Genomic DNA, 24,065 nt, shown 5'->3' with positions numbered 1-24,065 from the left:
GCAATTGGCTGGAGAGGCTTGCTTGGGCGCAGATCGCGACCGAAAAAGGTTATGAGGCATCTGGAAGCTTGGCCCAAACCGCAGCCCTGTACGGCACGAGCCGTGACGAATTCAAGGATTGCATCGCGCAGAGAGTTGAAGGAGGAGCAGAATGAACTTTCCCTCGAACGCGCAAAGGCCGTTGCAATCCCCGGGATCCAGGGATTGCAACGACCGCAAGAACGATGGTTGATTCTCGTTCAGCTATTGGGCTACCGCAGTTTCAATTTCCTTGAAGGCATTCTGCGCCGCGTCGCTTACGCTCTGGCGCTCGAAGAACACTTCCATTTCATAACGGTAGAGGACATCCTGAACCGCACTGAACCCCATTGGCGGGATTGGTTCCGTGCTCTGAAGTTCGGGTTTCAAGCTCGTCACGAATTCTGCAGAAGAAGCTTCGATTGAATCCAATTTTGAGACGACTTGTTCCCGCACTTCGGTGTTCGAAGGTAACCCGCGGTCCATCTGGTTCAGCGCGCCAGCTTCTTGCGAATTCACCATGAAGTCAACAAATCTCTTGACCTCTTCCGGGTGTTCGGTGCGAGCATACCCCGACATCATCATTGACGACTTGTGCCAAAGACCATTGTCCTCAGCCTTGCCGGTGTGGCTTGGCAGTCGCAGCGGAACCAAGTCCGAACCAACCGCTGTGGAAAGGCCTCCCAACTGGTTGCTCCACCACATGCCGAAGGCTGCCACTCCCGTGCCTGTCATAGAACGGTCTGGACCTGCATTCTGGTTTTCCGCCAGGACCGAGGCCTTTGGATAAGAACCGTTATCCATCAAGTCCTTGTGGTGCTGGAAGTACTTGGCCAGATCGTCAGGCGAGAATCCGAGTGATCCATCCGAGCTCGTCAGATTCTTCTTGTCTTGACGCAACCAGGTCTGCAACCCGGCCGGTTCGTTCGGGGCTTCGGCTCCATATTTGCCGTCGAGCTTCTGGCTCACCGTCTCGGTGATCGTCCGGTAGTCATCCCACGTCCAGGTCTTGTCATCTGGAACTTCCAGGCCAGCTTCGGCTAAGACTTTTGGATTTGCGGTCAATGTGAAGGAATTGATTCCGGTGGTAATGCCGACAAGGCCGGCATCGGTCGTACCGTTTTGAACGGCAACGTCTTCGAACTTGGAAACATCTACGCCTTCGAGGTCCAGCAATGCGCCGCGGTCCGCGTATTCGCGAAGGTACTTGTCGTCCATCTGGATAATGTCCGGAGCATCGTTGGAGGCAACCTGTGTTGCGAGCTTGTCCCAGTAGCCGCTCCAGTCGGAGTACTCGCCTTGGACATCGATGTCCGGGTTGGCCGCTTCGAAAGCCTCAATAATTTCATTGGTTGCCTGGGCCCGCGAATCCGAGCCCCACCATGAGAAACGAAGCTGGATCTTCCCGTCCTCACCGTCGGCAGCGCTGCTACCGCCACAGCCAGTGAGGGCCAGAGCGGCTACCGCCACAACTGCAACTGATTTGCTTAGCCGCAGACCGAATTTCCGTCCAGTTTTTCTCGTGCATACCTGCTGAGTCATGAAAATCTTCCTTGGGTGGGGTGGTGATGCGAGGCCATCCTGCAAGCAACACCTGGTTTTTCAATGTGGAAAGCGCTTGCCAAACAATCTAGGTGTGATTGCGGTCACTGGTCAAGGGGTTTCGGGAATCAAGTCAGTTAGTTTTCGCATGGCACGATTCCCAATGAACATCACTACTGGCCGTCAGCCAGCTGCGTGGACTCGCGCAGGACCGGCACACCGGAAACCACAATCTTCCGCAGTTCGCCGTGGTTCAGCGCCATCTCACCAGCCCATTTTCCGATTTCTTCCAGAGGAAGTCGAGCAGTGCTGACCGTGGGCGTAATGTCGATAAGGGTCGGGATGTCGTCGAATCCCACCACAGCGATATCTTCGGGAATACGCAAGCGGTTCTCGCGAATCGCCCGAATGGCACCCAGGGCCATGACATCCGAAACGCAGAACACGCACACCCGATGGACACCGCCTGCCGACTTCTGCCGCTTGAGGTAATCGCTCATTGCAACATAGGCCCCCTCGCGCGAGAAGGGGCCGCTGATAACTTCCTCTGCATCCAGGCCACTGCGCTTCAGCTTCTCCAGGAACCCGTTGGAACGGTCCCTTGATGTCAGCAGATTCGCTTCCCCGGCCAATACGACAAACCTGCGGTGGCCGGCACTGATCAACTCGGCCGCCAGGTGCTCGGCAGTTGCCTCGTTGTCGATTTGTATGCCGCCCATATCGGTCATGGGCTGGCCGATAATCATGACTTGGCCACCATTTTCCTGATAATTCTCGATCAGTTTCAGCAACTGCCCGTTCTCGCCCAAACTGCGCGATCCCGACAGGATGATAGCGTCCGTCCGTTGCGACATGAATGCCTGAACGGCTTCGATTTCCCGCTCGGGATCGTACTCCGTGCTGGCCAAAAGCAGCTGGACACCGCTATCACCAAGAGAGCGCTGCACTCCCCGGGCGATGGTAGAGAAGTAGGGGTCGGCTATGTCCCTGACCACCAAGCCGATCAGCTTCGTGGTGGATCTGGCAAGCGCTTGCGCTTGGGCATTGGGGAAGTAACCGAGCTTTTCAGCCGCAGCACGCACTTTATCCGAGATTTCCACAGCCGGCTTGCGTGCTGACCCATTGAGCACTCGCGAAGCGGTCGCCAGGGAAACCCCGGCTTCATTAGCCACATCAGTTAGTCGAACAGCCATCTGAAATCCTTATCATTCTCTGCAACCTGGCACAAGCTTATCTTTCGCGAACGTGATGGTTGACACTCCAATTACACCTCACTATCGTGGAAAGCGCATTCCCATTCTATTCCCTTACGCATTCCCCGTTTCGAGGAGACCCCAGTGACAGAAACAAAAGTTCTACGCATCGCCATGAACGGCATCACCGGCCGCATGGGATACCGCCAGCACTTGCTGCGTTCAATCCTTCCTATCCGAGACCAGGGAGGAATCACTCTCGGGGACGGTTCGAAGCTGACCGTTGAACCGATCCTCGTTGGACGTAACGAAGCGAAGCTGCGCGAACTTGCGCAGAAGCACCAGGTTGAGCACTACAGCACCGATCTTGACTCCCTGATTGATGACCCGAGTGTCGACATCATTTTCGACGCGTCCATGACTTCCTTGCGTTACGAAACGCTGTCGAAAGCCATCGGGGCAGGCAAGCATATCTTCACCGAGAAACCGACCGCTGAAACCCTCGAAGAGGCCGTGGATCTCGCCCGCCAGGCACAGGCCAAGGGAATTACCGCCGGCGTCGTGCACGACAAGCTCTACTTGCCGGGCCTGGTGAAGTTACGCCGTTTGGTCGACGAAGGCTTCTTCGGACGCATTCTCTCAATGCGCGGCGAGTTCGGCTACTGGGTATTCGAGGGAGACATCCAGGAAGCGCAGCGGCCTTCCTGGAACTACCGTCTTGCGGATGGCGGATCGATGACCACCGACATGTACTGCCACTGGAACTACGTCCTTGAAGGAATCATCGGCAAGGTCAAGTCCGTCACCTCGACCACGGCAACCCACATCCCTACCCGCTGGGACGAACGAGGCGAAGCCTACGAAGCCACCGCAGATGATGCGGCCTACGGCATCTTCGAACTCGAAACTCCTTCCGGCGATGCAGTAATTGCGCAGATCAACTCCTCGTGGGCAGTGCGCGTCTACCGCGATGAACTGGTGGAATTCCAGATCGACGGCACCCACGGTTCCGCCGTCGCGGGATTGAACAAGTGCGTTGCCCAGCAACGCGCCCACACTCCGAAGCCTGTTTGGAACCCCGATTTGCCAGTCACTGAGTCGTTCCGCGACCAGTGGATGGAAGTTCCCGCCAATGCCGACCTGGATAACGGCTTCAAGCTGCAGTGGGAAGATTTCTTGGCCGACATCGCAGCGGGACGCAAACACCAGTATGGCCTGCTTTCGGCCGCTCGCGGTGTCCAGCTGGCGGCTTTGGGATTGCAGTCAGCCGCCGAACGACGCACCCTCGATATCCCGGAGATCACGCTATGAGCTACGCATCCTTGCCCGAATTGACACTCATTGACGAAAACGGGCAGAACTTTTCCTATCGGTTGAAAGGCCCCGGCGAATTCCAGCGGCCGTCTGCCCCGCTTTCCTCGCGCAAGGCCTATGCCGCAGCCCATGTCATCCCCCTCATGGGAGCAGACAATACGCCTGGCGCACCGGCAAGCATCGATTGGGATGCGACGCTGGCCTACCGGCACGAGCTATGGTCCTACGGGCTGGGTGTCGCCGATGCGATGGATACGGCGCAGCGAGGCATGGGGCTGGACTACGCGGCTACCTGCGAGTTGATCAGGCGATCGGCGATCGAAGCGGCCGTGGTTCTCCAGAAGAACAGCTACCCGGCCTTGGCCGGGCTCACCGTCAGGGATATCCTCGCCTGCGGTGTCGGCACGGACCAGCTGTCGGCAGACACTGTCCAGCCGGGCCAGCTGGCTGAAGTCACCAACGCTTATTTGGAGATGCTGCGCCTTGTTGAAGATTCAGGTTCGAAGGCGATCTTGATGTGCTCCCGGGCCCTGGTCAAGGCAGCGCGCACCTCGCAGGATTATCTGGACGTGTATGCGACTTTGCTCGACGCTGCCAAGCAGCCAGTGATCCTGCATTGGCTTGGAGACATGTTCGATCCACAGTTGAGCGGCTACTGGGGAACACAGGATTTGGCAGAAGCCACCGGGGTTTTCCAGTCCATTCTGGAGCAGCACGCGTCGAAAATCGACGGCGTCAAAGTCTCTTTGCTCAATGCCGAGCATGAGAAGCAGCTTCGTGCCGCATTGCCAGCTGGAGTGCGCCTCTACACTGGAGACGATTTCAACTATCCCGAGCTGATTCACGGTGACGGGCAACTGCATTCCGATGCGTTGCTGGGAATTTTCGCCGCCATCTATCCCGCTGCGTCAACGGCCCTGCAGGCTTTCGATGCAGGCGACGCAGAACGCGGCCGGAAGATCCTGGACTCCACCAGAGAGCTGGGATTGCATATTTTCAGCGCCCCAACTTTCTACTACAAGACCGGGATTGCCTTTCTTTCGTGGCTCAATGGGCACCAAAGCGGTTTCCAGATGATCGGCGGGCTGCACGCCGGACGTTCACTGCCGCACTTGGTGCGCACATTCGTTCTCGCTGATGGCGCTGGCCTGTTGCAAAACCCTGATCTGGCTGCTGGGCGAATGGAACAGCTCCTGGCAATTTCTGGAATCAAAACTACAACTTCGTCCCTGACAGGTGTGTCATGACATTCGAACTATCGCTTAATACCGGCACTACCCCGAATCTCAGCCTCCACGAAGCCGCTGAAGCTGCAGCGCAGGCGGGCCTGAGCCATATTGGTCCGTGGCGGCATTTGCTTGCCGAGGCCGGTGGCGCTGGGCCAGCAGCCCAGATCATCGCTGGGGCAGGGCTCAAAGCCAGCACCTTGTGCCGTGGCGGCTTTCTCACTGCACCTTCTGCCGAAGCCCAAGCTGCCGCGCTGGCATCGAACCGGCAGGCCATCGAGGAAGCTGCCGTCATCGGCGCCAATGAATTGATCATGGTCGTGGGCGGCTTGCCGTCGGCCGCGCATATTCTGGGCGGCACCGGGGATCCAGCAGACAAGAACATTGTCGCGGCGCGTGATCGCGTCGCGCGCGGCTTGGAAGAGCTGGTTCCCATCGCCCTGGAACACGGCGTTCGGCTGGTGCTAGAACCGTTGCATCCAATGTATGCCGCCGACCGAGCGGTGCTTTCCACACTCGGACAGGCCCTGGACTTGGCCAGTCCTTATCCAACCAAGGCCGTGGGCGTTGTTGTTGACACCTTCCATGTGTTCTGGGATCCGCAGTTGCAGCAGCAGATCCAGCGGGCAGGCCTTGAGCATCGCCTGGCCAGCTACCAGATCTGTGATTTCAATCTGCCGATTGCCAGCAATGCACTGCAATCCAGAGGCATGATGGGCGACGGCCATATCGATTTCTCGGCGATTTCCCGATGGGTGTCACAGGCCGGATACCGAGGTCCAGTTGAAGTCGAGATCTTCAATGAGGAGATCAACCAGCAGGATTCCGCGCTGACCTTGGCAACCATGTCCCAGCGCTACGAAACTCTAGTACTGCCCCACCTTGAGCAAGCTGCGGGCGTTCAGCCGGCCAGCGCATTAAACTGATCTGAATTCGAATATCTCTGAAGGAACACGATGAATCAGCAAGCCACCGCAGCGGGATCTGCAACGACTAGTGCCCTGGCAGCGCCAACTGCTCCTGCGGTGGTGCTGATTGGTCTGAACGGATTCGGACGCCAGCATTTGGCAAATATCCATCGACTCGCAGCCGAGGAGAAAATCACGTTCCTTGCCGGCATCGATCCGGTCGATCCCGGGAAAGAGATTCGCGGCAAGGACACGCACGTGTTCGCCGACTTTGATGCTTTCCTCAGCTCCGGATTAACCCCGGACATCATCATTATTTCAACGCCGATCAGTACGCATGCCGACCTGGCGATGAGGGCCTTGCGTACAGGTGCAGATCTCTACCTCGAAAAACCGCCGACAGCGACCCTGGATCAGTATTCACGCCTGCTGCAAGCCGCGGCCGATGCTGGCGCCCACGTGCAGGTAGGGTTCCAGGCCCTTGGCTCGACAGCCTTGAAAACCATAGATGGGTTCTTCGCCGATAACGCGAAGAACTCTCCCATCGGGGCCCTTCGTGCGGTGGGTGCCAGTGGAAATTGGCTCCGCACCACGGGCTACTATGAACGTTCGCCTTGGGCAGGACATCGGAAACTCGACGGCGTCGAGATTGCCGACGGTGTAGTGACCAATCCCCTGGCCCACGCGGTCGCCAGCGCCTTGCACATCGCCGGAGCGCGCAAAGCCCAGGATGTCGCCCATCTGGCCACCGAGCTGTATCACGCCCACAGCATCGAAGCAGACGATACCTCCGTGGTGCGCGTGCAAACGAGCACCGGAATCCCCGTCATTGCCGCGCTGACCGTTTGCGCCAGTGAACAGCAGGATCCATGGATCACCATCTATGGCACCGAAGGCACCGCAACCTTGTACTACACCCGTGATGAGCTGCTGGTTCGACCCAACCCGGACTTGGGGCTTCCAGAATCTTCTGAAGTTTTCGGACGAGTCAACCTTCTCGAGAACCTCGTCGAGGTGCGCAACGGCAGCGAAACCGAACTCTTGAGCTCTTTGGCGTCGGCCGGTGCTTTCATGCGCGTCCTCGAGCAGATACGGACCTCGGATACTCCAACTCAGATCGCGGAAGAGCAGGTTATCCCTGCAGGGGATGGAGCAGATTTCCACCCAGTGATACCGAACATCGAACGATTCATCGACCGGGCGGTGGCGGCGCAGTCCAGTTTCTCTTCACTCGGAGCGCCTTGGGCCTTGCCAGCGAAAACCAGTGGCTCGTTGTCGCTGATCAATCCCGCAACGGGGAAGCAGCGCACCCTTGCGGAGTTGCGGACGGGAGAAGATATTTCCCGCACCAATTCACCGCGTCCTTTCTTGGATAACCTGAAGACCTTCAACGGAGTTGTGGTCAGTGAGCAGCAACCGCTTGACCACACCTGGCATCTAGGTGTCGGGGTTGCATTGCAAGATGTGAACGGGACCAATTTCTGGGGTGGGCGCACCTACACCCGCGACGCCTCACGCTACATATGGCGTGCGGACCATGGACATATCCGCACAGCGTCCAATGCGTTCGCCCGCAATGGCAGCGCTTTGGATTCGCAGCTTGAATGGGTCAGCCACGAACAGGAAATCCTGCTCGATGAGCACCGTTCAATTGAGCTCAATGCATTTGAGGACCACGAAAGCGCCATCACTGGCTGGAGCCTGGATTTCAGTTTCAGGCTCTCGGCGCGCGAACGCCAAGTGTCGCTTGGCTCTCCGGGTACCAACGGCCGTCACAACGGCGGCTACGGAGGTTTCTTCTGGCGTCTGCCGCCAATCGCTGATCCACAGATTTTTACCCCATCGGCTACCGGGGAATCGCAAGTCCACGGTGTGCACAGTCCGTGGCTCGCTTTCAGTGCCACGTTCTCCTCGGACTCGGTGGCTTTGGCTGATCTTGCTGAAGGCCACGGGGATGCCACCATCATTTTCTGCAGTGAGCATGATGACCCATGGTTTGTTCGCAGTTCTGGATATCCGGGTGTCGGCAGTTCGCTGGCCTGGTCTACACCGGTTGTGCTGGACCCTCAGGAAGCGATAACCCGCCAAGTTCGAGTACTCGTGGTTGATGGGAGGGTCCCGGTGCAGACCGTGGCCCTGCTAGCCCGAAAATACGGTTCAGGTTCCAAGGAAGGCTGATTGTGCCCACCACCGCCACTCATGAATACGCAAAGAAGCATGCCCAACTGGTCGAGCTCATCAGAAGCCACCATGGGCAGTATCTGCTTCTCTCAACCCCCGCTTCGCTTGCCTGGCTCTTGGGCGGTGCCCGCACTCACGTATCTCTTGCGGCACCACCCATTGCCCGGGTTCTGGTTCATGCCCAGGGTTGCGAGCTTGCAACGTCCGTGAGCGAAGCTGCACGGATCCAGCGAGAAGAGCTCGGCAACGTGGAACAAGTTTCGGTGCATGTCACCGCCTGGTACCAGGATCTCGACAATGTCCGAGAATGGTTTCCAGCGGCGAGCGGACAAAAGATCCTCAGCGAGCGGGAAATCGAGTCCGATTTGCGAGCCCTTCGCTCAGCACTCAATGAAACTGAGATTAATAGGTATCGCGCTCTTTGCCGCGACACGGCTGCGCTCATGACCCAAGTGCTGTCGGCCGCCCGTAGCGATGATTCCGAGTTCGACGTGGCAGCCAAGCTGACAGCTGGAGCCGTCGTCCAAGGAGGCGAAGTGCTCGTTGCCTTGGTCAGCGGCGATTCACGTGCCGCAGCCCGGCACCCCCTGCCCACCGCGGCCCCGCTCGGAGGCAAAGCCATGGCAGTGCTGTGCGTAAGACGTCATGGGCTCATTGCCAACATCACCAGGTGGGTGCGATTCGGTGCGCCGACGCCTCAGGAACTCTCTGGAGAAGACGACATCCTGGCTGTCGAGGCAGATATCCTTGCGGCAATTCGCCCTGGCGGCGTTCTCGGTGAATTATTGCCCGTCATCCAGGAATCCTACCCGGAGCATGGTTTCGATGCCGGGGAATGGTCGTTGCATCATCAAGGCGGCATTGCCGGCTACAACGGACGAGATCCCCGGCTCACCCCAGGAGCAACTGATCTCTTCCAGTTGAACCAGGCTTTTGCGTTCAATCCCAGTGCAGCACGCGATGGTCTGGCGTTCAAAGTTGAGGACACCATGCTGCTGACCGAGTCCGGGGATTTTGAGGTTCTCACCTTCGATCCGCTCTGGCCCTCAAACCTGGTTAACGGTTTGCCACGGCCGGCAGTACTTCAACGCTAAGCGCACCCCTAAACAATTATTGGCTGGGAAATCCTTTTGAGGTTTCCCAGCCAATAATTTTATGTACCGATGCCTTTTATACGGTGGCCTTCAATTCCGAGCGCCAGCTGCGTTTCGGTTCCCAGCCAAGGACATCTCGCGCTTTCTGGATACTGAAGGCAGGGCTATCCGTGGTGAGTCCCGCTGCGACGTCCTCGAGCTCCGGATAAATCTCTGGGATCAGCTCTGCGAGCGGACGCGTTGCCATGGCATCCTTTGCACCAACGAAGAACACCGAGCCATTCTCTACGCGGTCAAACCGTTCAAGCAGTACCAGCAGGAAATCTGCCACGTCCCGCGCATCAACGTAATTGAATAGCGCAGGCGCTGACAAGCGAGGATCTTGTAGGCGCTCAGCAACAGTGTGTCCCTGCTGCGTTGGAGCGCCGGCCCACTCTTCCTCTGCGATCACATAGCAGGGCCTGAAGGAAGCGAACTTCACCGAACTTGCCGGTCCCATTTTCGCTGCGAACATGGCGGCAATCTGCTCGGCTACGAATTTGGAAAGCCCATAAGCATGCCATGGCTTGGGAACTTCGTTTTCATCAAGAGGCAGCTTCTCCGGCACCCATCCGCCCGGAGAACCATAGCCCATTATTGATGGGCTGGAGGCCAGCACGACCCTGGTAGCACCGGCCTCCACTGCCGCCGAGGTGACGTTATGGGCAATGGTCGCGTTCGTGTGCAGAAGCACCTCTTCCGGGGCCATGAAAGGAACAGCCATTGCCGCGAGGGACACCACCGCTTGCGGAGCAAGCTGCTCGAATAGCGCATGCGTAGCCTTCGCATCCATCAGATCGATGCAGTGATACTCCACGCCATCGAGAGGTTCTTCCGGAATCTGCCTGTCAAGAGAGATCACTTCATGCCCTGCGTGGGAAAACCCCGCGAGCACGGCACGGCCTAAACGCCCTGCTCCCCCGGTGATGACGACTTTTTCACCCATGGCTCCGTTTACACCTTGACCTTCGGTTGAAACGAAATGTCCACGCCCAGGCCAGCACTCCCGACGTCCACGAGCTGCCTGGTTTCCAGCGATTGATTTCCGCAAATCCCGACAGCAATGGCGCGCACACCGTCGATGAATCCGGCCTGCCGCGCATATCCATCCTCGTTGGCTCCGCGGAAGAGCTCTTCGAGCAGGAGCTTGTCGCCGCCACCATGCGATCCATTCGAGTTTTCGATCTGAATCTCCACTGCTTCTTCCCAATGCCGCTGCAAAAGCAATCTCTCGCCTTTCGACCTGGCATTGCCGCTCTGGCCATCATTGCTATATGAAGGATCCACCGGATGCCCGCCGGCCGCGGGCAGTACTGCTGCCCGTTCGACAACGTCCAGTTCCAGGCGTCCTTCCGTCCCGTTCACCGCAACCCGGTATCCTTCCCATGGGCTGTGCGCGTTCAGGGAATATGAAAGCACCGGTCCGTTTTGATACTCAGCAGTCAGGCTCAAATTGTCTTCGATGGTGATCTCGCCATTGAAGACTCCCTGGTCTCGGCGGTACCCATCAAAGTGTTCGTTCTCTAGATAGAGCTTTTCCAACCGCTCATCGCTGCGAAGATCCAAATCAAACGGATCCTTATCGCTTAGCCCGTGGGTACCGCGTTCGTTGGCTTGGCGGCCCCTGAACTCTGCGTTGTCGGGCCCGTAGAACTTCAGCCCTCCTGTTGCAAAGACCTTCTGCGGTGAATCGTCGAGCCACCAATTGACCAGATCGAAATGATGGCTGGACTTATGGATTAGCAAGCCGCCAGAGTTTTCCTTGAGTCGATGCCATCGGCGAAAGTAGTCTGCTCCGTGAACGGTATCCAGCATCCAGTTGAAGTCCACGGATGTGACTTGGCCGATTTTCCCATCGTCGATGGCCTTCTTCAGGGCTGTATTCCGAGGAGAATAACGGTAGTTAAACGTGACCACGATTTCATGGCCGCTTTCTTCCACCGCCCGAGCTATACGAGCGGTGCTCGGCGCATCAATTGTTAGTGGTTTCTCAACTATCACGTCGGCGCCGGCATACAGAGCGGTGCAGATCAGCTCAGCATGCGTGTAGTCCGGGCTCGTGATGATTACCCGGTCAATGTGGCGTTCTCGAATGACTTTGGCCAAGTCTTGCGGATCAAAGGACCCGACCTTCTCGCCGAAGGTCTGTTCGACTACGTCTTGGTAGTACTCGATTCGCCCCTGGTTGGTATCTGCCAATGCGACAAGTTCAGCGACGTCGCTATGTTCACCGAAGATAGCAGTCAGGTACATTTCGCATCGGTTCCCTGTGCCGATCAGTACGTAGCTGGTGCGTGATGAGCTTCCCATGCGGTTTCTCCTACGATAAGTTTCTGGCGCTTGTGTCTGGTATCGGTCGAGGCCACTGGCCTAGCGCTGTTGTCCTAGGCCAGTGGCATATTCCTGCTATTTGATACCAGTAGTTGCGATGCCCTTGACCAGGTATTTCTGCCCGAAGAGGAAGGCAAGGAATACAGGGACCAACGTGACGATCGACATTGCGAACAGTGCGCCCCAGTTGGATTCTCCGGTGGAGTCTATGAATGCGTTGAGCGCAACTTGCACGGTGTAATTACTCGGGTTGGTGAGGTAGATCAGTGAGGTAAAGAAGTCGCTCCAGGTCCAGATGAACGTGAAGATTGCCGTAGTTGCCAAGGCTGGAACCATAAGCGGCAGGATGATCTGCAGGAAGATTCGTGGATGGCCGGCGCCATCGATTCGGGCTGCTTCATCCATATCCTTAGGGATTCCTCGGATGAATTGGATCATCAGGAAGATGAAGAACCCGTCCGTGGCAAGTAGTTTCGGAACGATGATTGGCCAGAAGGTATTGACCCAGCCGATCTGAGAAAACATGATGTACTGCGGAACGATAATCACGTGGATCGGCAGCATGATGGTCATCAGCATCAGCGCGAACATAATCTTCTTGAACTTGAAGTCAAGCCTGGCAAATGCGTATGCCGCCATGGAGCAGGACACCAAGTTGCCAAGGATGCATCCCAAAACCAAAATCGCAGAGTTCATCAAGTACTTGCTGAAAGGTTCAGACAGCGCGTTCCAACCGCTGGGGTAGTTATTCCAGTCCACCTGGGAAATAACCAAACCGGCCTCGCGGAAGATCAGGTCGTTCGGGCGGAAGGAGCTAGCTACCATCCACAGCAATGGATAGATCATGACTCCGGCACCCAGGATCAGCAGCGCATGCTTTAGCAATGAGCGCATTGAAACCTTGAACTTCGGGCTCTTACCCTTAACGGTCTTGCCTCGTTCATCAGTACCGCCAACCGGCGGCTTTTTTCCGAGAAGTTCTTCCTCATCAAGCACGAGTTCTTGCGGTGACCCACCGCGTACTTGCGAATCTGGAAGTGAAGTTTGATTAGTCATCGTAAAACACCCAATACTTAGAAACGAAGAAGTTCACAGCGGTAAATGCACCAACTATGAGCACCAGGAGCCATGCCATGGCTGAGGCATAACCCATATCGAACTGTTTGAATCCTTGCTGGTACAGGTAGAGCGTGAAGAACATGGTGGAATCGGCAGGACCGCCCGATCCATTGGACACGATGAAAGCTTGAGTGAAGTTCTGGAAGGCCCCAATGATCTGCAGGACCAGGTTGAAGAAAATAATGGGGCTAATCATCGGCAACGTGATACTCAGGAACTGCCGCCATTTGCTCGCCCCATCAATGGAGGCTGCTTCGTAATACATCATGGGAACTTGACGCAGACCCGCAAGGAAGATCACCATCGGTGAGCCGAAGGTCCACACGTTGAGCAAGATCAGGCTTCCAAGTGACGTATTTGGATCGGAGATCCATCCAATGCCTTGGATACCGACCAATTCCAAGAGCTGATTCACCAGGCCGGTGGTACCGAAAATCTGCTTCCACAGCACTGCGATTGCAACTGAGGAACCCAGCATGGAAGGCAGGTAGAAAATTGAGCGGTAAAAAGAGAGCCCGCGCATTCCCCGGTCAAGCAAGATTGCTACGGCGAGGGCCACTGCCAGCTGCAACGGAACACCGATCAAAACGTAGGTGAACGTGACCCGCAATGAATTATGCAGCCGCTGGTCGTCGAGCATCCGTTCAATGTTCTCAAATCCTGAAAAGGACGGAGCCTGCAAAAGGTTGTAGTCCGTAAACGCAAGATACAGCGACATGGCCATGGGCCCCAGGGTGATAAGGAATAACCCGATCGTCCACGGAATGAGGAAGATATGCGCTGCCTTGTTGTCCTTGGGAGGGACTTTGCGGCCATTGTTCTTGCTGAGGTTCTGCAGTTCGGCAATGGCGCTCATTGACCACTACCTCCTTTCGACGAAACGCGAAGGCAGCCCTTACGAATCGGGACCGACATGAGTGACTCCTTGCTAGAAGCGCTTGGTGAAGATGATTCGAAATCGACTTCAGGAATGCGCTTTCCAATCTCTATTCCTCAACGCTAAACTAAACACCAACGTGAGGTCAACCACACTGGCGAGATAGGTTTGAGGAATCGCCTCGGAGCCACCGCTGGACGCCATCACACGGTGCGAACAGTCGCTGGATGCGTCCATATGAAAATAGGAGATCAGTAAAATGTCGCAGGCCAAAGACGGTTTAAGTGACACTATCGTGTCAATAGAGCTCTATTGGATATCACTGCCTTTTGATGCCGCGCGGCGAAGCCAGGAAGATTCCAATGCGGAATCAATCGATGCTTTCAATGCATCATCACGCACGTTGACCCAGATGGAATCATTAATGGTGAAGGTGCAAACCGCGGATGGGTTCACCGGCTGGGGCGAAGCCTTCGGCCACAAATCCAATCCCGCGACATGGGCTGCCCTTGAACAGATCGTGGCCCCCTTTTTCTTAGGGCGTTCATCGGCCCTCGACGGGAGCATTGCCTCGGCCGAATATGCATTCCACGCCTTCGGGCGCACCGGACCCATTCACTTCGCACTATCCGCAGTGGACATCGCTCTTTGGGATATAGCGGCACGTCGTGCAGGACAGACGCTGCGGGAATTCATCAATATCGATGCCCGCCATGAAATCAATGCCTACGCGTCTTTGGTCCACTATGCCGAGGATCCGCAGGAGGTTGCTTTTCATCTTTCCAGGGCTTTGGAACACGGATTCAAGGCATTCAAAATCCATGAGTCCTCGATTCCAGCCATCAAGGCCGCACGGCAGGCCGTGGGCTCCCACCCGCTGATGGTCGATGTCAATTGCAAGTGGCATCATCCAGCCGAAGCCGGGTCGTCGATTGCTGCCATGGCGGACCTGGAGCTGCTGTGGATCGAAGAACCGATCTTCCCGCCAGATGATTCGCAATCACTAGCCGCCCTCAATGCTCGTTTCGGCAACGTCTCCGGTGGAGAAAACCATTCAGGGGTCCAGGGGCTGACCTCGGATATGGAACTCGGCGCCCTGCAGTTTGCCCAGCCTAGCGTCGGAAAGATTGGCGGACTCAGCGCCATGCTCAAAATTCGCGAGGCGGGTCAACGGCTTAATGTCCATGTGGTGCCACACTGCTTCTACTACGGTCCGGCCCTCCTGGCCACCGCGCAGCTGATCGCCGCAGACCAGGAAGTCCAGCTTGCCAACGGGTCACTCCGTCCGGAATTGGAAATCCCCTTCCTCGGTTGGGAAACCCAGCTCCACCCTTGGCATGCGCCGCATCAGGGGAAGCTCACTAACGAGGGTACGATCCGTCTGCCAACGGAAGCCGGGCTCGGTTTCACTCCGGATCCAGTCGTTCTTGAAAACCATGCCCTCAAGCATCTGGTCTTGACCACTGCGCCTTGCGAAGGGTAAATGATCCGGCAAGGCAATAGCCGCTTCAAGCATTGCGGACAGCCCGCGATTGCCTGGAGCCCCGCCGTCCAGACGGGAACCTGCCGTGGTTTCAAGCACCCGAGAGGCAGCTCCGGGCGCATTCGACCACAGAGAAGAAAGGGGCAGCAGGCCACCGAAGAAAACACTCGAAAAATCACTTGTGTAATAAGTTTCTTACTTATAGGATAAGTAATTAAATGAGCTTACCCCCACAGTGATCCCAACAGGAGATTCCCGCCATGACCTATACCCCCGACGCCATCCGCCACGTCAAGCTTTCAACGGCCCGGTTGCCGCTGGCCACACCGATCTCCGATGCGAAAGTTTTCACCGGTCGCCAGAAGCCAATGACCGAGGTGGTCTTCCTCTTCGCGGAGATCACCACGGAACAGGGCCATGAGGGTTTCGGGTTCTCCTACTCCAAGCGGGCTGGCGGTCCTGCACAGTACGCCCATGCCAAGGAAGTCGCACAAGCGATGATTGGCGAAGATCCAAGTGACATCGCCAAGTTGTACACCAAGCTCCTCTGGGCCGGCGCTTCGGTGGGCCGCTCTGGTGTGGCGACCCAGGCGTTGGCCGCACTTGATATCGCGCTCTACGACATGAAAGCCAAGCGCGCGGGGCTTCCGCTAGCCAAGTTCCTCGGCTCCCACCGCGATTCGGTGCGCACCTACAATACTTCCGGCGGCTTCTTGAACGCCAGCATCGAGGAGGTCAAGGATCGGGCTACCCAGTCCATCGAGGAAGGGATCGGCGGCATCAAGATCAAGGTCGGCCTGCCGGACAGCGCCGAAGACCTGCGCCGCGTTGCCGCAGTGCGCGAGCATATTGGCCCGGATTTCCCGCTCATGGTCGACGCCAACCAGCAATGGGACCGCGCTACCGCATTGCGCATGGGGCGCAGGCTCGAGGAGTTCAACCTCGTCTGGATCGAAGAACCGCTGGATGCCTACGATGCTGAAGGCCATGCGGCCCTGACCGCTGCCCTGGATACGCCAATAGCCACAGGAGAGATGCTTGCTTCGGTATCCGAGCACGAACGCCTGATTGCCGCACGCGCCTGCGACATCATCCAGCCTGACGCTCCCCGGGTCGGTGGCATCACCCAGTTCCAGAGACTGGCAACTTTCGCTGACCAGGCTGGGCTGGATCTGGCACCGCACTTCGCAATGGAAATCCACTTGCATCTGGCAGCAGCGTACCCACGCGAGCCTTGGGTGGAGCACTTCGACTGGCTCGACCCGCTGTTCAATGAGCACTTGGAAACCAAGGACGGCCGGATGATCGTTCCGAACAGGCCAGGGCTCGGCTTCACCCTGAGCGACCAGGCCCGCGCGTGGACCACCGAAACCGCGCAATTCGGCACCGCCTGAGTCCCCATGACTGGACCTTCGCGCCGGAACCGCCTGCCAGGCGGTTCCGGCGCTTATCCTTTAAGCATGCACAACGCCAAACCCAATCTGGCATCGGCCTTGGTCGGGCACCTGCGCGCGCAGATCAGCGGCGGGGCCATTCCTCCGGGACAGAAGCTGCCCAGCGAGAACGAGCTGATCGCCGAGCACGGGGTATCGCGCACCGTGGTCCGCGAGGCCATCACCCGGCTGCAGGCCGAAGGGCTGGTCTACACGCGGCGCGGCGCGGGCAGCTTCGCTTTGACTCCTCCACCGCCCGCCGAGCCTGCCGCTCAAGCACTGGTTCCGCGGACCGTCGAGGAACGCCGCCAGTTGATCGAGTACCGGGTGGGTTTCGAGACCGAGGCCGCCGCCGTCGCGGCCCGCTCCCGCACCGCGCAGGATTTGTCCGCAATGGACCAGGCCCTGCGGGGCTTCGAGGCCGCAGCGGGCAATGCGGCGGTGAGCATGAGCTGCGATTTCGAGTTCCACCTGGCCGTGGCCAGGGCTACCGGCAATCCCTACTTCGGCCAGGCTGTGGAGAATTTCGGTCCCTCCATGATCGCGATGCCGCGCGGCCGGCTGGATTCGGCCGACACGATCACCGCCGACCGGCTGGGTTCGGTGGCCGCAGAGCACCGCACCGTGCGTGATGCCATTGCCTCCGGCGACCCGCACATGGCGGCCGCGGCCATGCGCATGCATTTGGGCAACTCCATGCTGCGGCTGCAATCCGAAGCGGGGCTCGGCCCCGCGCTTTAGGGCCGGGACGCGGAAAAGACCTCCGGCTGGCCGTGGCAGCTGCCATCAGCTCCATGTCGCCGAGAGGTCTTTCCTTCAAAGTTCCGTACCGGGCCTAGGTGATCACCAGGTCCAGTGCGAAGACCCCGAGCAACCCGAGTACCGCCAACGTCGTGGTGTAGGTGGTGCGCACCGCGAGCGCCTGCCCGACATTGAGGTTGAAATACTCCTTGAACATCCAGAAGCCCGGGTCGTTCACGTGGCTGAAGGCGATCGAGCCGCAGGCGGTGGCCAGCACCATCAGCTCAGGCGACGCTCCGGTGGCCGCGACCAGCGGTGCAGCGATGCCGGCGGCGGTCGATACCGCCACCGTAGCTGATCCCAGCGCGATGCGCAGGATCACCGCAATGATCCAGGCGAGGAACAGCGGGCTGAGATTCCACCCCGCAGTGGTGTCCGCAATGTAGTCGGCAATGCCGGCGGAAACCAGCACCTGCTTGAAGGCGCCGCCGGCGCCGATGACCAGCAGGATCATGGCCATGGCCCGTGCGGCCTCGCTCATCGACTTGGCGACCTGCGCCATGGAACGGTTGTTCAGCGGGCCGAAGGCGGCAATCGCCACCAGCAGGGCGATCAGCAACGCAATTTCCGCAGAGCCCAGCAGCGCGAGCACATCGTCGGCCTCTTTGCTCAGCGTCACGGTCATGCGCAGGATTTCCGAACCGGCAATCAGCACGATGGGCAGCAGCGCCACCAGGAAGGACAAGGCGCCCGAGGGCAGCTCGTCGTCGGCGAAGTCCTTTTCCGCGAGCAGCCCCGAGGGCATCTGCGGGTTCATCTGCCGCACGAAGGACAGCCGCGGCCAGGCCATCGCAATGGCCACACCGGCCGGAATGGCAATGAGCAGGCCGTAGGCCAGCGTCAATCCGACCGATGCGTTGTACAGCCCGGCCACTGCGGTCGGACCCGGGTGCGGGGGCAGGAAGGAATGCATGGTGGACAGCGAGATGGACATGGGCAGGCCCACCCACAGCAGGTTGACCTTGGTGGCGCGCACCAGGGTGAAGGCGACCGGCACCAGGATCACGAACGCGACCTCGTAGAACATGGTCACGCCGATCAGCATCGCGGAAATGATCATGGCCCACTGCACGCCACGCTCGCCGAAGACCGAGAGGATCTTGCGGGCAATGCGCTGCGCCGCCCCGGCGTCGCCCATGACGCGGCCAATCATGGCGCCTAGGCCGATGACGACGGCGGTGCTTCCCAGCTGCCCGCCCAGGCCCTCGGTGATGATCTCCGGGATGTCAGCGACGCCCGCGGGCTCGCCGTCCACGCTCAGCGATCCGGTGGCGACGGCCCAGAAGGCCACGAGGGTGGCGACGAGGATCAGGGCGATGAATCCGTTGAGCTTGAACCTCATCATGAGGATCAGCAGCACGACTACCGCCAGCGCTACGACAAGCAGGGGCATAAAGGGGCTCCGATCTGGGGAATACTTTGGAAAGGGTGGAATCTCGGCATCGCGGGTGGCGGCGGGGGCTTGGGTTTACGTGAGCTGCCGCATATCGCCATGTGCCTGTAGTCACGTTAGTAAGCCGGGATCGCTCCCGTCCAAGACTCGATCCGCATGTTTTGATACCCAGCCGGCATCGCGTTGCGTGCCCGGGTGGCGGCCATCCCCGCGATCCCGCGACATTCCGGCACTCCGCGCCCGGTAGCGCATTCGGCTCGGCGTTTCGGCACTCCCCGGGAACCGTGCATTGAGTGACGAGCCTCACAGTAGTTGACGCGCTGCAACCATTGAGGAGCCACCGGACCGTGGACGCGCAAAGGCCGCGGAAGGCTTCCGTTGAAGCCTTCCGCGGCCCTTGGCAGCGGTGCGGTAGCGGGTCAGCCGGCCTTGACGGCCAGCACCGGATGCTGCGCCTGCAGCAGGATTCGCTGGGCGTGCGAGCCCATGATGAACTTGCCCACCTGGCTGCGCTGGCGCAGCCCGATGACGATCAAGGACACCTCGTGCTTCTCGGCCAGCCCGAGGAACTCCTCGGTCAGGTCATCACGGTAGCTGGACTCCACGATGCGAGCCTCGACTCCCGCCGCGGCGGCAGCTAGCAGTACGCGTTCCAGGTCCTCGGGCGAAGCGGTGTGCTTGTCCACCAGCGACCCCTCGCGCGAGGAGTTCACGATCAGCAACGGTTCGGCGCGCAGCTTCGCCTCGATGATGGCCGCGTCGACGGCGGCCTGCCCTACTGGGGTGGGGACGTATCCCACGATGATGCTCATGCGTTTTCCTTTTCCTTTACGGCCTGCACGGCCACCAAGCGGTTCTTGCGCTGATCGATGGCGGACTTGATCATCGGCCACACGGCCACGAACACGAACACCACCAGCAGCGTTGCGGAGATGGGTCGGGACAGGAAGCCCGAGGGGTCGCCTTCCAGCACCAGCAGGGATCGGCGCAGGTTGGATTCCAGCAGGCTGCCCAGCACGAACGCCAGCACCAGCGGGCCGGGCTCGAAACCGAATTTCTTCATCAGGTAGCCCACGGCGCCGAACATGACCACCAGCATCACGTCGAACATGGAGTTGCGGATGGTGTACGCGCCCAGCAGGGTAATCAACGCGGTAATCGGCGCCAGGATCGCGGCGCGGATGCGCAGGATCCGCACAAATACCCCGATCAGCGGGATCGACATGATCAGCAGCAGGATGTTGCCGATATACATCGAGTTCACCACGCCCCAGAACAATTCCGGGTCATTGGAGATCAGCTGCGGGCCGGGGGTGACCCCCTGGATCAGCAACGCCCCGAAGATGATCGCCATCGTCGCATTCGCAGGAATGCCCAGAGTCAGCAACGGGATGAACGAGCTGGTCGCCGCCGCATTGTTCGCGGTTTCCGGTCCGGCGACACCCTCGATCGCCCCCTTGCCGAAGCGCGTAGGGTCCTTGGCGGTCTTCTTCTCCAGCGCGTAGGAGGCCAGCGAGGAGATCGTCGCGCCGCCGCCGGGCAAGATGCCCAGGAAGAAGCCGAGCACCGACCCGCGGCCGATCGCCCCGGAGGCCTGCTTCAGGTCCTGGCGCCGCGGCCACACGTTGGCCACCTTCAGCGGGGCGGACACGGCCCGGTGCCGCTCCTCCAGGTTGTAGAGGATCTCGCCCACGCCGAACAGGCCCATGGCGATCGGCACGAAGTCGATCCCGTCGGCCAGCGACAGGTTGCCGAAGGTGAAGCGCTCGGCCCCGGTGAAGCCATCGCGACCCACCGTGGCCAGGAACAGGCCCAACGCCGCGGCGATGATCGCCTTGATCTTGGAGCCTCCGGAGATGGTGGCCACCAGCAAGATGCCCAGCAGCGCCAGCGCCGTGTACTCCGGCGGGCCGAAGTCCAGCGCGAAACTGGCCACCAGCGGAGCCAGGAAGGTCAGACCCACAATGGCGATCGTGCCGCCAATAAACGAGCCGATGGCGGCAATGCCCAGTGCGGTGCCGGCCCGGCCCTGCTTGGCCATGACATAGCCGTCGAAGACCGTCACCACCGAGCTGGCCTCGCCGGGAAGGCGCAGCAGCACCGAGGTGATCGTGCCGCCGTACTGGGCACCGTAGAAGATGCCGGCCAGCATGATGATGGCGGTCACCGGCTCGACACCGTAGGTCAACGGCAGCAGGATCGCGATCGTGGCCGCCGGGCCCAGGCCCGGCAGCACGCCGATCAGCATGCCAATGACAACGCCGAGCAGGCAATACAAGAGGTTTGTGGGGTCCAGGACGGTGCCGAAGCCGTCCAGGACTGGTCCGAAGAAGTCCATGGGAGTCAACCTTTAATTGCGACTTAGAACAGTCGGGGAATCGTGGTGCCGAGCGCGGCAATGAAGATGGCGTAGAAGGCCACGACCACCAGCACCGAATACAAGGCGGCAGAGCGCCAGCGCTCACCGCCCAGCCAGCGCATCCACACGAAGCACAGCAGCAGCGCGGGAATCTCGAAGCCGATCAGCGGCATGAGCACCACCATCAGGATCAGGGTGGCGAAACCAATGACGGTGTACCAGCTCATGGCACTGAACTTCTCCCCGTCCTGCCCGCCGCGCCTGCCCACGATGAGCTGCACCACGGCCATGACGGCGGCAATCAGCGTGACGATGAAGGGCCACATCCCGGCGCTGGGCGCCGCGGGGGTGCCCAGCCCCAGGCCAACGGACAGCGCCATGCCGGCGCAGCCCAGCGCGAGCACCACCAGGCTGGAGGCAAGGTTCGCCACCGGTCCGGCCGGTTCCGGGGCCTCGGCTTCCCACTGGGCGGCGAGTTCCTCCGGGGTCAGCGCCTCGGGCGACGAATCGTCCTCGGGCTGCACCGGGCCGGATTTCGCGCGGGGCGCGCCGGGCACCGGCGGGCGTTCAACGTGTTTGGCTTGCATGATGTCCTCCTGTGCTTGAAGTGTTCCGGATCAGCTGGCTGCCGGGAGGCTACTTGCCGGCCAGCGAGATGTCGTACTCATCGGTCAGTTCCTTGTACTTCGCGGCCAGCTCATTCCATTCGGCGGTGACTTCCTCGCCGGAAATCTCGTTCGGAGTCAGCATGTTCTTCTCGTTGAACGAGGTGTAGGTGTCCGTGGCTACCGCGTCCTTGATGGAGGCCACCAGCTTCTGCTTGGCGTCATCGCTCAGGCCCTTCGGGGCTGCGATGGCGCGGTACTGGGAGACCGGGACTTCATAGCCTGCCTCGATGGCGGTGGGCACATCGGGAAGGAACTCATTGCGCTCGGAGGAGAAGACCACGATCGGGGTGACGGTGCCGGCGTCGATCTGCGGCTTGGCTTCGCCCAGCTGCACTGTGGAGACCTGTACCTGGTCGCCCATGACGGCGGTCAGTGCCGGGGAACCCGAGTCGAATGGTACTGTGGTGCCTTCGATGCCCGCCTGGGCCAGGATCAGTTCCTGGGCCAGCTGCGAGCCGGTGCCCACGCCGGTAGTGCCGAAGGACAGCTTCTTGCCGCTGTTCTTGATGTCATCGAAGTTCTCCATCCCCGACTTGGTGCTGGCTACCATGACGTAGTCATCCTGACTCAGTCCCATGAGGACATCGAGGTCATCGAGCGAAACCGCCTCGTCCGCGGATACCGCCAGCGGGGTAATGGTGATCAACGAGGCGTTGAGCAGCACGAGGTTCTGCCCGTCCGGGGCCATGGCCGCCACTTCTTCGGTGGCCAGCGCGCCGTTGGCGCCCGGCTTGTTCACCACGGGCAGGGCCACGCCCAGGGAATCCGCCATGCCGTCCGCCGCGGCGCGCGCGATCAGGTCGGTGGAGCCGCCAGGCGCCTGGCCGACGGTCAGGGTGATGGGGCCGCTGGGGAATTCGGCGGAGGCCGAGCCCCCGCCGACGTTGCCGCCGCAGGCGGAAAGCGCTAGTACCGCGCCAGTGGCCGAGAGGGCGAGCAGCGAGCGGCGAGTCAAGCGATTTTTCATGGGAAGTTCTCCTGTGGTGTCGAGTGTGGGACCCCGGCCGAGGCCTCGAGTGAGACAGCTCACCTTGCTGGTCTTGGAGTCAAGCGTAGAAACTTGAAGTGATGCATGTCCAAGGTTGAATGTGCATAGAATGATTCCAGAAAGGTATCAAATGTTTACTCTGGACCAAGCACGCAGTTTCGTTGCCGTTGCCGAGGAATTGCACTTCGGCCGTGCCGCCGAGCGGCTGAACATGACTCAGCCGCCGCTGAGCCGGCAGATCCAGAAACTCGAGCGCACGGTCGGCGTGGAACTGCTCGAGCGCGACAACCGCCGCGTGGCCCTCACCGCGGCGGGCCATGCTTTCCTCCAGGATGCCCGCCGGCTGGTCGTGGCCGCCGAGCGTGCCCCGGACAATGCCCGCCGCATCGCCGCCGGCCAGCTGGGCGAGCTGCGCATCGGCTTCACCGCGGCCTCGGGCTTCAGCCTGCTCGGCCCGCTGCTGGGAGAAATCTCCGCGCAGATGCCGCAGGTGCACCTGGAGCTGTCGGAAATGGTGACCGGCGAGCAGGTCGACGCCCTGCTGGACGGCGACATCGATCTGGGCTTAGCCCGCCCGCCCTTCGACGAGAAGCTCTTCGAATCCGCACTGCTATTAACCGAGGGGCTCTACGTGGCAGTGCCCTCCGGCCACCGGCTGGCCCGGCTGCAGCGGGAGGTATTGTTCGATGACCTGCGCAACGAACCGCTGATCATGCACTCCCCCACCAAGGCCCGCTACTTCTACGACCTGGTGGTGCGCCGCGTCGACATCGAGCACAAGAACGTGCGCCATACCGTCAGCCAGGTGCTGACCATGCTCGCGCTGGTCTCCGCCGGGCGCGGTATTGCTTTCGTCCCGGAGAGTGCCAAGCTGCTGGGCGTGGGCGGGGTCAGCTACCTGCGGCTTGGCGAGGTTACCGACGATCCGGTGCAGCTGCACGCCATCTGGAGCAAGTCCTCGCGCAATCCGGCGCTGGAACGGGTGGTCTCGATCGTGCGCCACGCGCTGCACGCTGAATGATGCACAGTAGGTATCAAACAATACAAATATGGGCTTGGACAGGCATCATAGAGGGTTCCTAGGCTGAGGGTAATACC

At 59.8% G+C, this 24,065-nt stretch carries 20 protein-coding genes; 9 read left to right on the top strand and 11 right to left on the bottom strand.

Translation table 11 applies throughout. The features are described 5' to 3' along the window. Positions 1-243 precede the first annotated feature (243 nt). A complete protein-coding gene (locus ACP3TE_RS10890; RefSeq protein WP_105661977.1) occupies positions 244-1,560 on the bottom strand; it encodes an ABC transporter substrate-binding protein in 1,317 nt (438 codons plus the stop codon). 173 nt (positions 1,561-1,733) lie between these two features. Further along, a complete protein-coding gene (locus tag ACP3TE_RS10885) occupies positions 1,734-2,753 on the bottom strand; it encodes a LacI family DNA-binding transcriptional regulator (protein WP_105656299.1) in 1,020 nt (339 codons plus the stop codon). A 174-nt stretch (positions 2,754-2,927) separates the two neighbouring features. Between ACP3TE_RS10885 and ACP3TE_RS10880 the strand changes: the two genes are divergently transcribed. Genes ACP3TE_RS10880 through ACP3TE_RS10860 form a run of 5 tightly spaced genes read left to right on the top strand, consistent with a single transcriptional unit; the run spans position 2,928 to position 9,476 of the window. Next, a complete protein-coding gene (locus tag ACP3TE_RS10880) occupies positions 2,928-4,064 on the top strand; it encodes a Gfo/Idh/MocA family protein (RefSeq protein ID WP_133834173.1) in 1,137 nt (378 codons plus the stop codon). Positions 4,065-4,075: 11 nt separating this feature from the next. Continuing rightward, on the top strand, positions 4,076-5,314 hold the full coding sequence (locus tag ACP3TE_RS10875) for a dihydrodipicolinate synthase family protein (protein ID WP_402696964.1): 1,239 nt from the start codon (positions 4,076-4,078) through the stop codon (positions 5,312-5,314). Then, a complete protein-coding gene (locus ACP3TE_RS10870; protein WP_133834027.1) occupies positions 5,311-6,219 on the top strand; it encodes a sugar phosphate isomerase/epimerase family protein in 909 nt (302 codons plus the stop codon). The genes ACP3TE_RS10875 and ACP3TE_RS10870 overlap by 4 nt, the downstream gene beginning before the upstream one ends. Positions 6,220-6,249: 30 nt before the next feature. After that, positions 6,250-8,379, top strand: coding sequence for a DUF6807 family protein (locus tag ACP3TE_RS10865; RefSeq protein WP_426733526.1), 2,130 nt, complete (start codon positions 6,250-6,252; stop codon positions 8,377-8,379). A 2-nt stretch (positions 8,380-8,381) separates the two neighbouring features. Then, a complete protein-coding gene (locus tag ACP3TE_RS10860; RefSeq protein ID WP_426733525.1) occupies positions 8,382-9,476 on the top strand; it encodes a M24 family metallopeptidase in 1,095 nt (364 codons plus the stop codon). Between the two features lie 76 nt (positions 9,477-9,552). Here the strand turns inward: ACP3TE_RS10860 and ACP3TE_RS10855 are convergent, their stop codons facing one another. The 4 genes from ACP3TE_RS10855 to ACP3TE_RS10840 form a co-directional block, all read right to left on the bottom strand. After that, complete coding sequence (locus ACP3TE_RS10855; protein WP_105656293.1) at positions 9,553-10,461, bottom strand: NAD-dependent epimerase/dehydratase family protein; 909 nt, start codon at positions 10,459-10,461, stop codon at positions 9,553-9,555. An 8-nt stretch (positions 10,462-10,469) separates the two neighbouring features. Then, positions 10,470-11,825, bottom strand: coding sequence for a Gfo/Idh/MocA family protein (locus tag ACP3TE_RS10850; protein WP_105656292.1), 1,356 nt, complete (start codon positions 11,823-11,825; stop codon positions 10,470-10,472). A gap of 96 nt (positions 11,826-11,921) precedes the next feature. Further along, positions 11,922-12,902 carry a carbohydrate ABC transporter permease gene (locus ACP3TE_RS10845; protein ID WP_286134060.1) on the bottom strand — a complete coding sequence of 327 codons (981 nt, stop codon included), beginning with the start codon at positions 12,900-12,902 and terminating at the stop codon, positions 11,922-11,924. Continuing rightward, positions 12,895-13,821 (bottom strand): carbohydrate ABC transporter permease, encoded by a 927-nt coding sequence (locus ACP3TE_RS10840; protein ID WP_105656291.1) that lies wholly within the window; start codon positions 13,819-13,821, stop codon positions 12,895-12,897. The genes ACP3TE_RS10845 and ACP3TE_RS10840 overlap by 8 nt, the downstream gene beginning before the upstream one ends. Positions 13,822-14,101: 280 nt before the next feature. Between ACP3TE_RS10840 and ACP3TE_RS10835 the strand changes: the two genes are divergently transcribed. The 3 genes from ACP3TE_RS10835 (at position 14,102) to ACP3TE_RS10825 (ending at position 17,499) form a co-directional block, all read left to right on the top strand. Further along, the gene (locus tag ACP3TE_RS10835) at positions 14,102-15,325 is read left to right on the top strand and encodes a mandelate racemase/muconate lactonizing enzyme family protein (protein ID WP_105656290.1); all 1,224 of its coding nucleotides are present in this window, start codon (positions 14,102-14,104) and stop codon (positions 15,323-15,325) included. A 260-nt stretch (positions 15,326-15,585) separates the two neighbouring features. Further along, positions 15,586-16,719, top strand: coding sequence for an L-talarate/galactarate dehydratase (locus ACP3TE_RS10830; protein WP_105656289.1), 1,134 nt, complete (start codon positions 15,586-15,588; stop codon positions 16,717-16,719). Between the two features lie 66 nt (positions 16,720-16,785). Next, positions 16,786-17,499 (top strand): FadR/GntR family transcriptional regulator, encoded by a 714-nt coding sequence (locus ACP3TE_RS10825; RefSeq protein ID WP_133834028.1) that lies wholly within the window; start codon positions 16,786-16,788, stop codon positions 17,497-17,499. Between the two features lie 94 nt (positions 17,500-17,593). On the opposite strand, the gene ACP3TE_RS10820 is transcribed toward ACP3TE_RS10825, so the two are convergent. The 5 genes from ACP3TE_RS10820 to ACP3TE_RS10800 form a co-directional block, all read right to left on the bottom strand. Beyond that, positions 17,594-18,952 (bottom strand): gluconate:H+ symporter, encoded by a 1,359-nt coding sequence (locus tag ACP3TE_RS10820; RefSeq protein ID WP_332730670.1) that lies wholly within the window; start codon positions 18,950-18,952, stop codon positions 17,594-17,596. 419 nt (positions 18,953-19,371) lie between these two features. Beyond that, positions 19,372-19,764, bottom strand: a complete 393-nt coding sequence (locus ACP3TE_RS10815) for a universal stress protein (protein WP_105656286.1) — start codon at positions 19,762-19,764, stop codon at positions 19,372-19,374. After that, entirely contained in the window at positions 19,761-21,290 is a 1,530-nt protein-coding gene (locus tag ACP3TE_RS10810) for a tripartite tricarboxylate transporter permease (protein WP_105656285.1), read from the bottom strand. The genes ACP3TE_RS10815 and ACP3TE_RS10810 overlap by 4 nt, the downstream gene beginning before the upstream one ends. A gap of 23 nt (positions 21,291-21,313) precedes the next feature. Further along, positions 21,314-21,898: a tripartite tricarboxylate transporter TctB family protein gene (locus ACP3TE_RS10805; RefSeq protein ID WP_133834029.1), complete on the bottom strand. Its 585-nt coding sequence runs from the start codon at positions 21,896-21,898 to the stop codon at positions 21,314-21,316. Between the two features lie 49 nt (positions 21,899-21,947). After that, positions 21,948-22,946 (bottom strand): Bug family tripartite tricarboxylate transporter substrate binding protein, encoded by a 999-nt coding sequence (locus ACP3TE_RS10800; protein ID WP_105661987.1) that lies wholly within the window; start codon positions 22,944-22,946, stop codon positions 21,948-21,950. Positions 22,947-23,097: 151 nt separating this feature from the next. On the opposite strand from ACP3TE_RS10800, the gene ACP3TE_RS10795 reads away from it, so the two are divergent. Further along, positions 23,098-23,988 (top strand): LysR family transcriptional regulator, encoded by an 891-nt coding sequence (locus ACP3TE_RS10795; protein ID WP_105656282.1) that lies wholly within the window; start codon positions 23,098-23,100, stop codon positions 23,986-23,988. Positions 23,989-24,065: the final 77 nt, after the last annotated feature.

The organism is Glutamicibacter sp. 2E12, from assembly GCF_050030965.1.
Taxonomy (GTDB): domain Bacteria; phylum Actinomycetota; class Actinomycetes; order Actinomycetales; family Micrococcaceae; genus Glutamicibacter.
Note: the sequence above shows the minus strand (reverse complement) of the source record. Positions and strands in the feature narration are given on the sequence as shown.

Coding starts and splice junctions, on each gene's coding strand:
- ACP3TE_RS10890 (WP_105661977.1), bottom strand. CDS start 1,560: ATGACTCAGCAGGTATGCACGAGAAAAACTGGACGGAAATTCGGTCTG.
- ACP3TE_RS10885 (WP_105656299.1), bottom strand. CDS start 2,753: ATGGCTGTTCGACTAACTGATGTGGCTAATGAAGCCGGGGTTTCCCTG.
- ACP3TE_RS10880 (WP_133834173.1), top strand. CDS start 2,928: ATGAACGGCATCACCGGCCGCATGGGATACCGCCAGCACTTGCTGCGT.
- ACP3TE_RS10870 (WP_133834027.1), top strand. CDS start 5,311: ATGACATTCGAACTATCGCTTAATACCGGCACTACCCCGAATCTCAGC.
- ACP3TE_RS10865 (WP_426733526.1), top strand. CDS start 6,250: ATGAATCAGCAAGCCACCGCAGCGGGATCTGCAACGACTAGTGCCCTG.
- ACP3TE_RS10855 (WP_105656293.1), bottom strand. CDS start 10,461: ATGGGTGAAAAAGTCGTCATCACCGGGGGAGCAGGGCGTTTAGGCCGT.
- ACP3TE_RS10850 (WP_105656292.1), bottom strand. CDS start 11,825: ATGGGAAGCTCATCACGCACCAGCTACGTACTGATCGGCACAGGGAAC.
- ACP3TE_RS10845 (WP_286134060.1), bottom strand. CDS start 12,902: ATGACTAATCAAACTTCACTTCCAGATTCGCAAGTACGCGGTGGGTCA.
- ACP3TE_RS10840 (WP_105656291.1), bottom strand. CDS start 13,821: ATGAGCGCCATTGCCGAACTGCAGAACCTCAGCAAGAACAATGGCCGC.
- ACP3TE_RS10835 (WP_105656290.1), top strand. CDS start 14,102: ATGTCGCAGGCCAAAGACGGTTTAAGTGACACTATCGTGTCAATAGAG.
- ACP3TE_RS10830 (WP_105656289.1), top strand. CDS start 15,586: ATGACCTATACCCCCGACGCCATCCGCCACGTCAAGCTTTCAACGGCC.
- ACP3TE_RS10825 (WP_133834028.1), top strand. CDS start 16,786: ATGCACAACGCCAAACCCAATCTGGCATCGGCCTTGGTCGGGCACCTG.
- ACP3TE_RS10820 (WP_332730670.1), bottom strand. CDS start 18,952: ATGCCCCTGCTTGTCGTAGCGCTGGCGGTAGTCGTGCTGCTGATCCTC.
- ACP3TE_RS10815 (WP_105656286.1), bottom strand. CDS start 19,764: ATGAGCATCATCGTGGGATACGTCCCCACCCCAGTAGGGCAGGCCGCC.
- ACP3TE_RS10810 (WP_105656285.1), bottom strand. CDS start 21,290: ATGGACTTCTTCGGACCAGTCCTGGACGGCTTCGGCACCGTCCTGGAC.
- ACP3TE_RS10805 (WP_133834029.1), bottom strand. CDS start 21,898: ATGCAAGCCAAACACGTTGAACGCCCGCCGGTGCCCGGCGCGCCCCGC.
- ACP3TE_RS10800 (WP_105661987.1), bottom strand. CDS start 22,946: ATGAAAAATCGCTTGACTCGCCGCTCGCTGCTCGCCCTCTCGGCCACT.
- ACP3TE_RS10795 (WP_105656282.1), top strand. CDS start 23,098: ATGTTTACTCTGGACCAAGCACGCAGTTTCGTTGCCGTTGCCGAGGAA.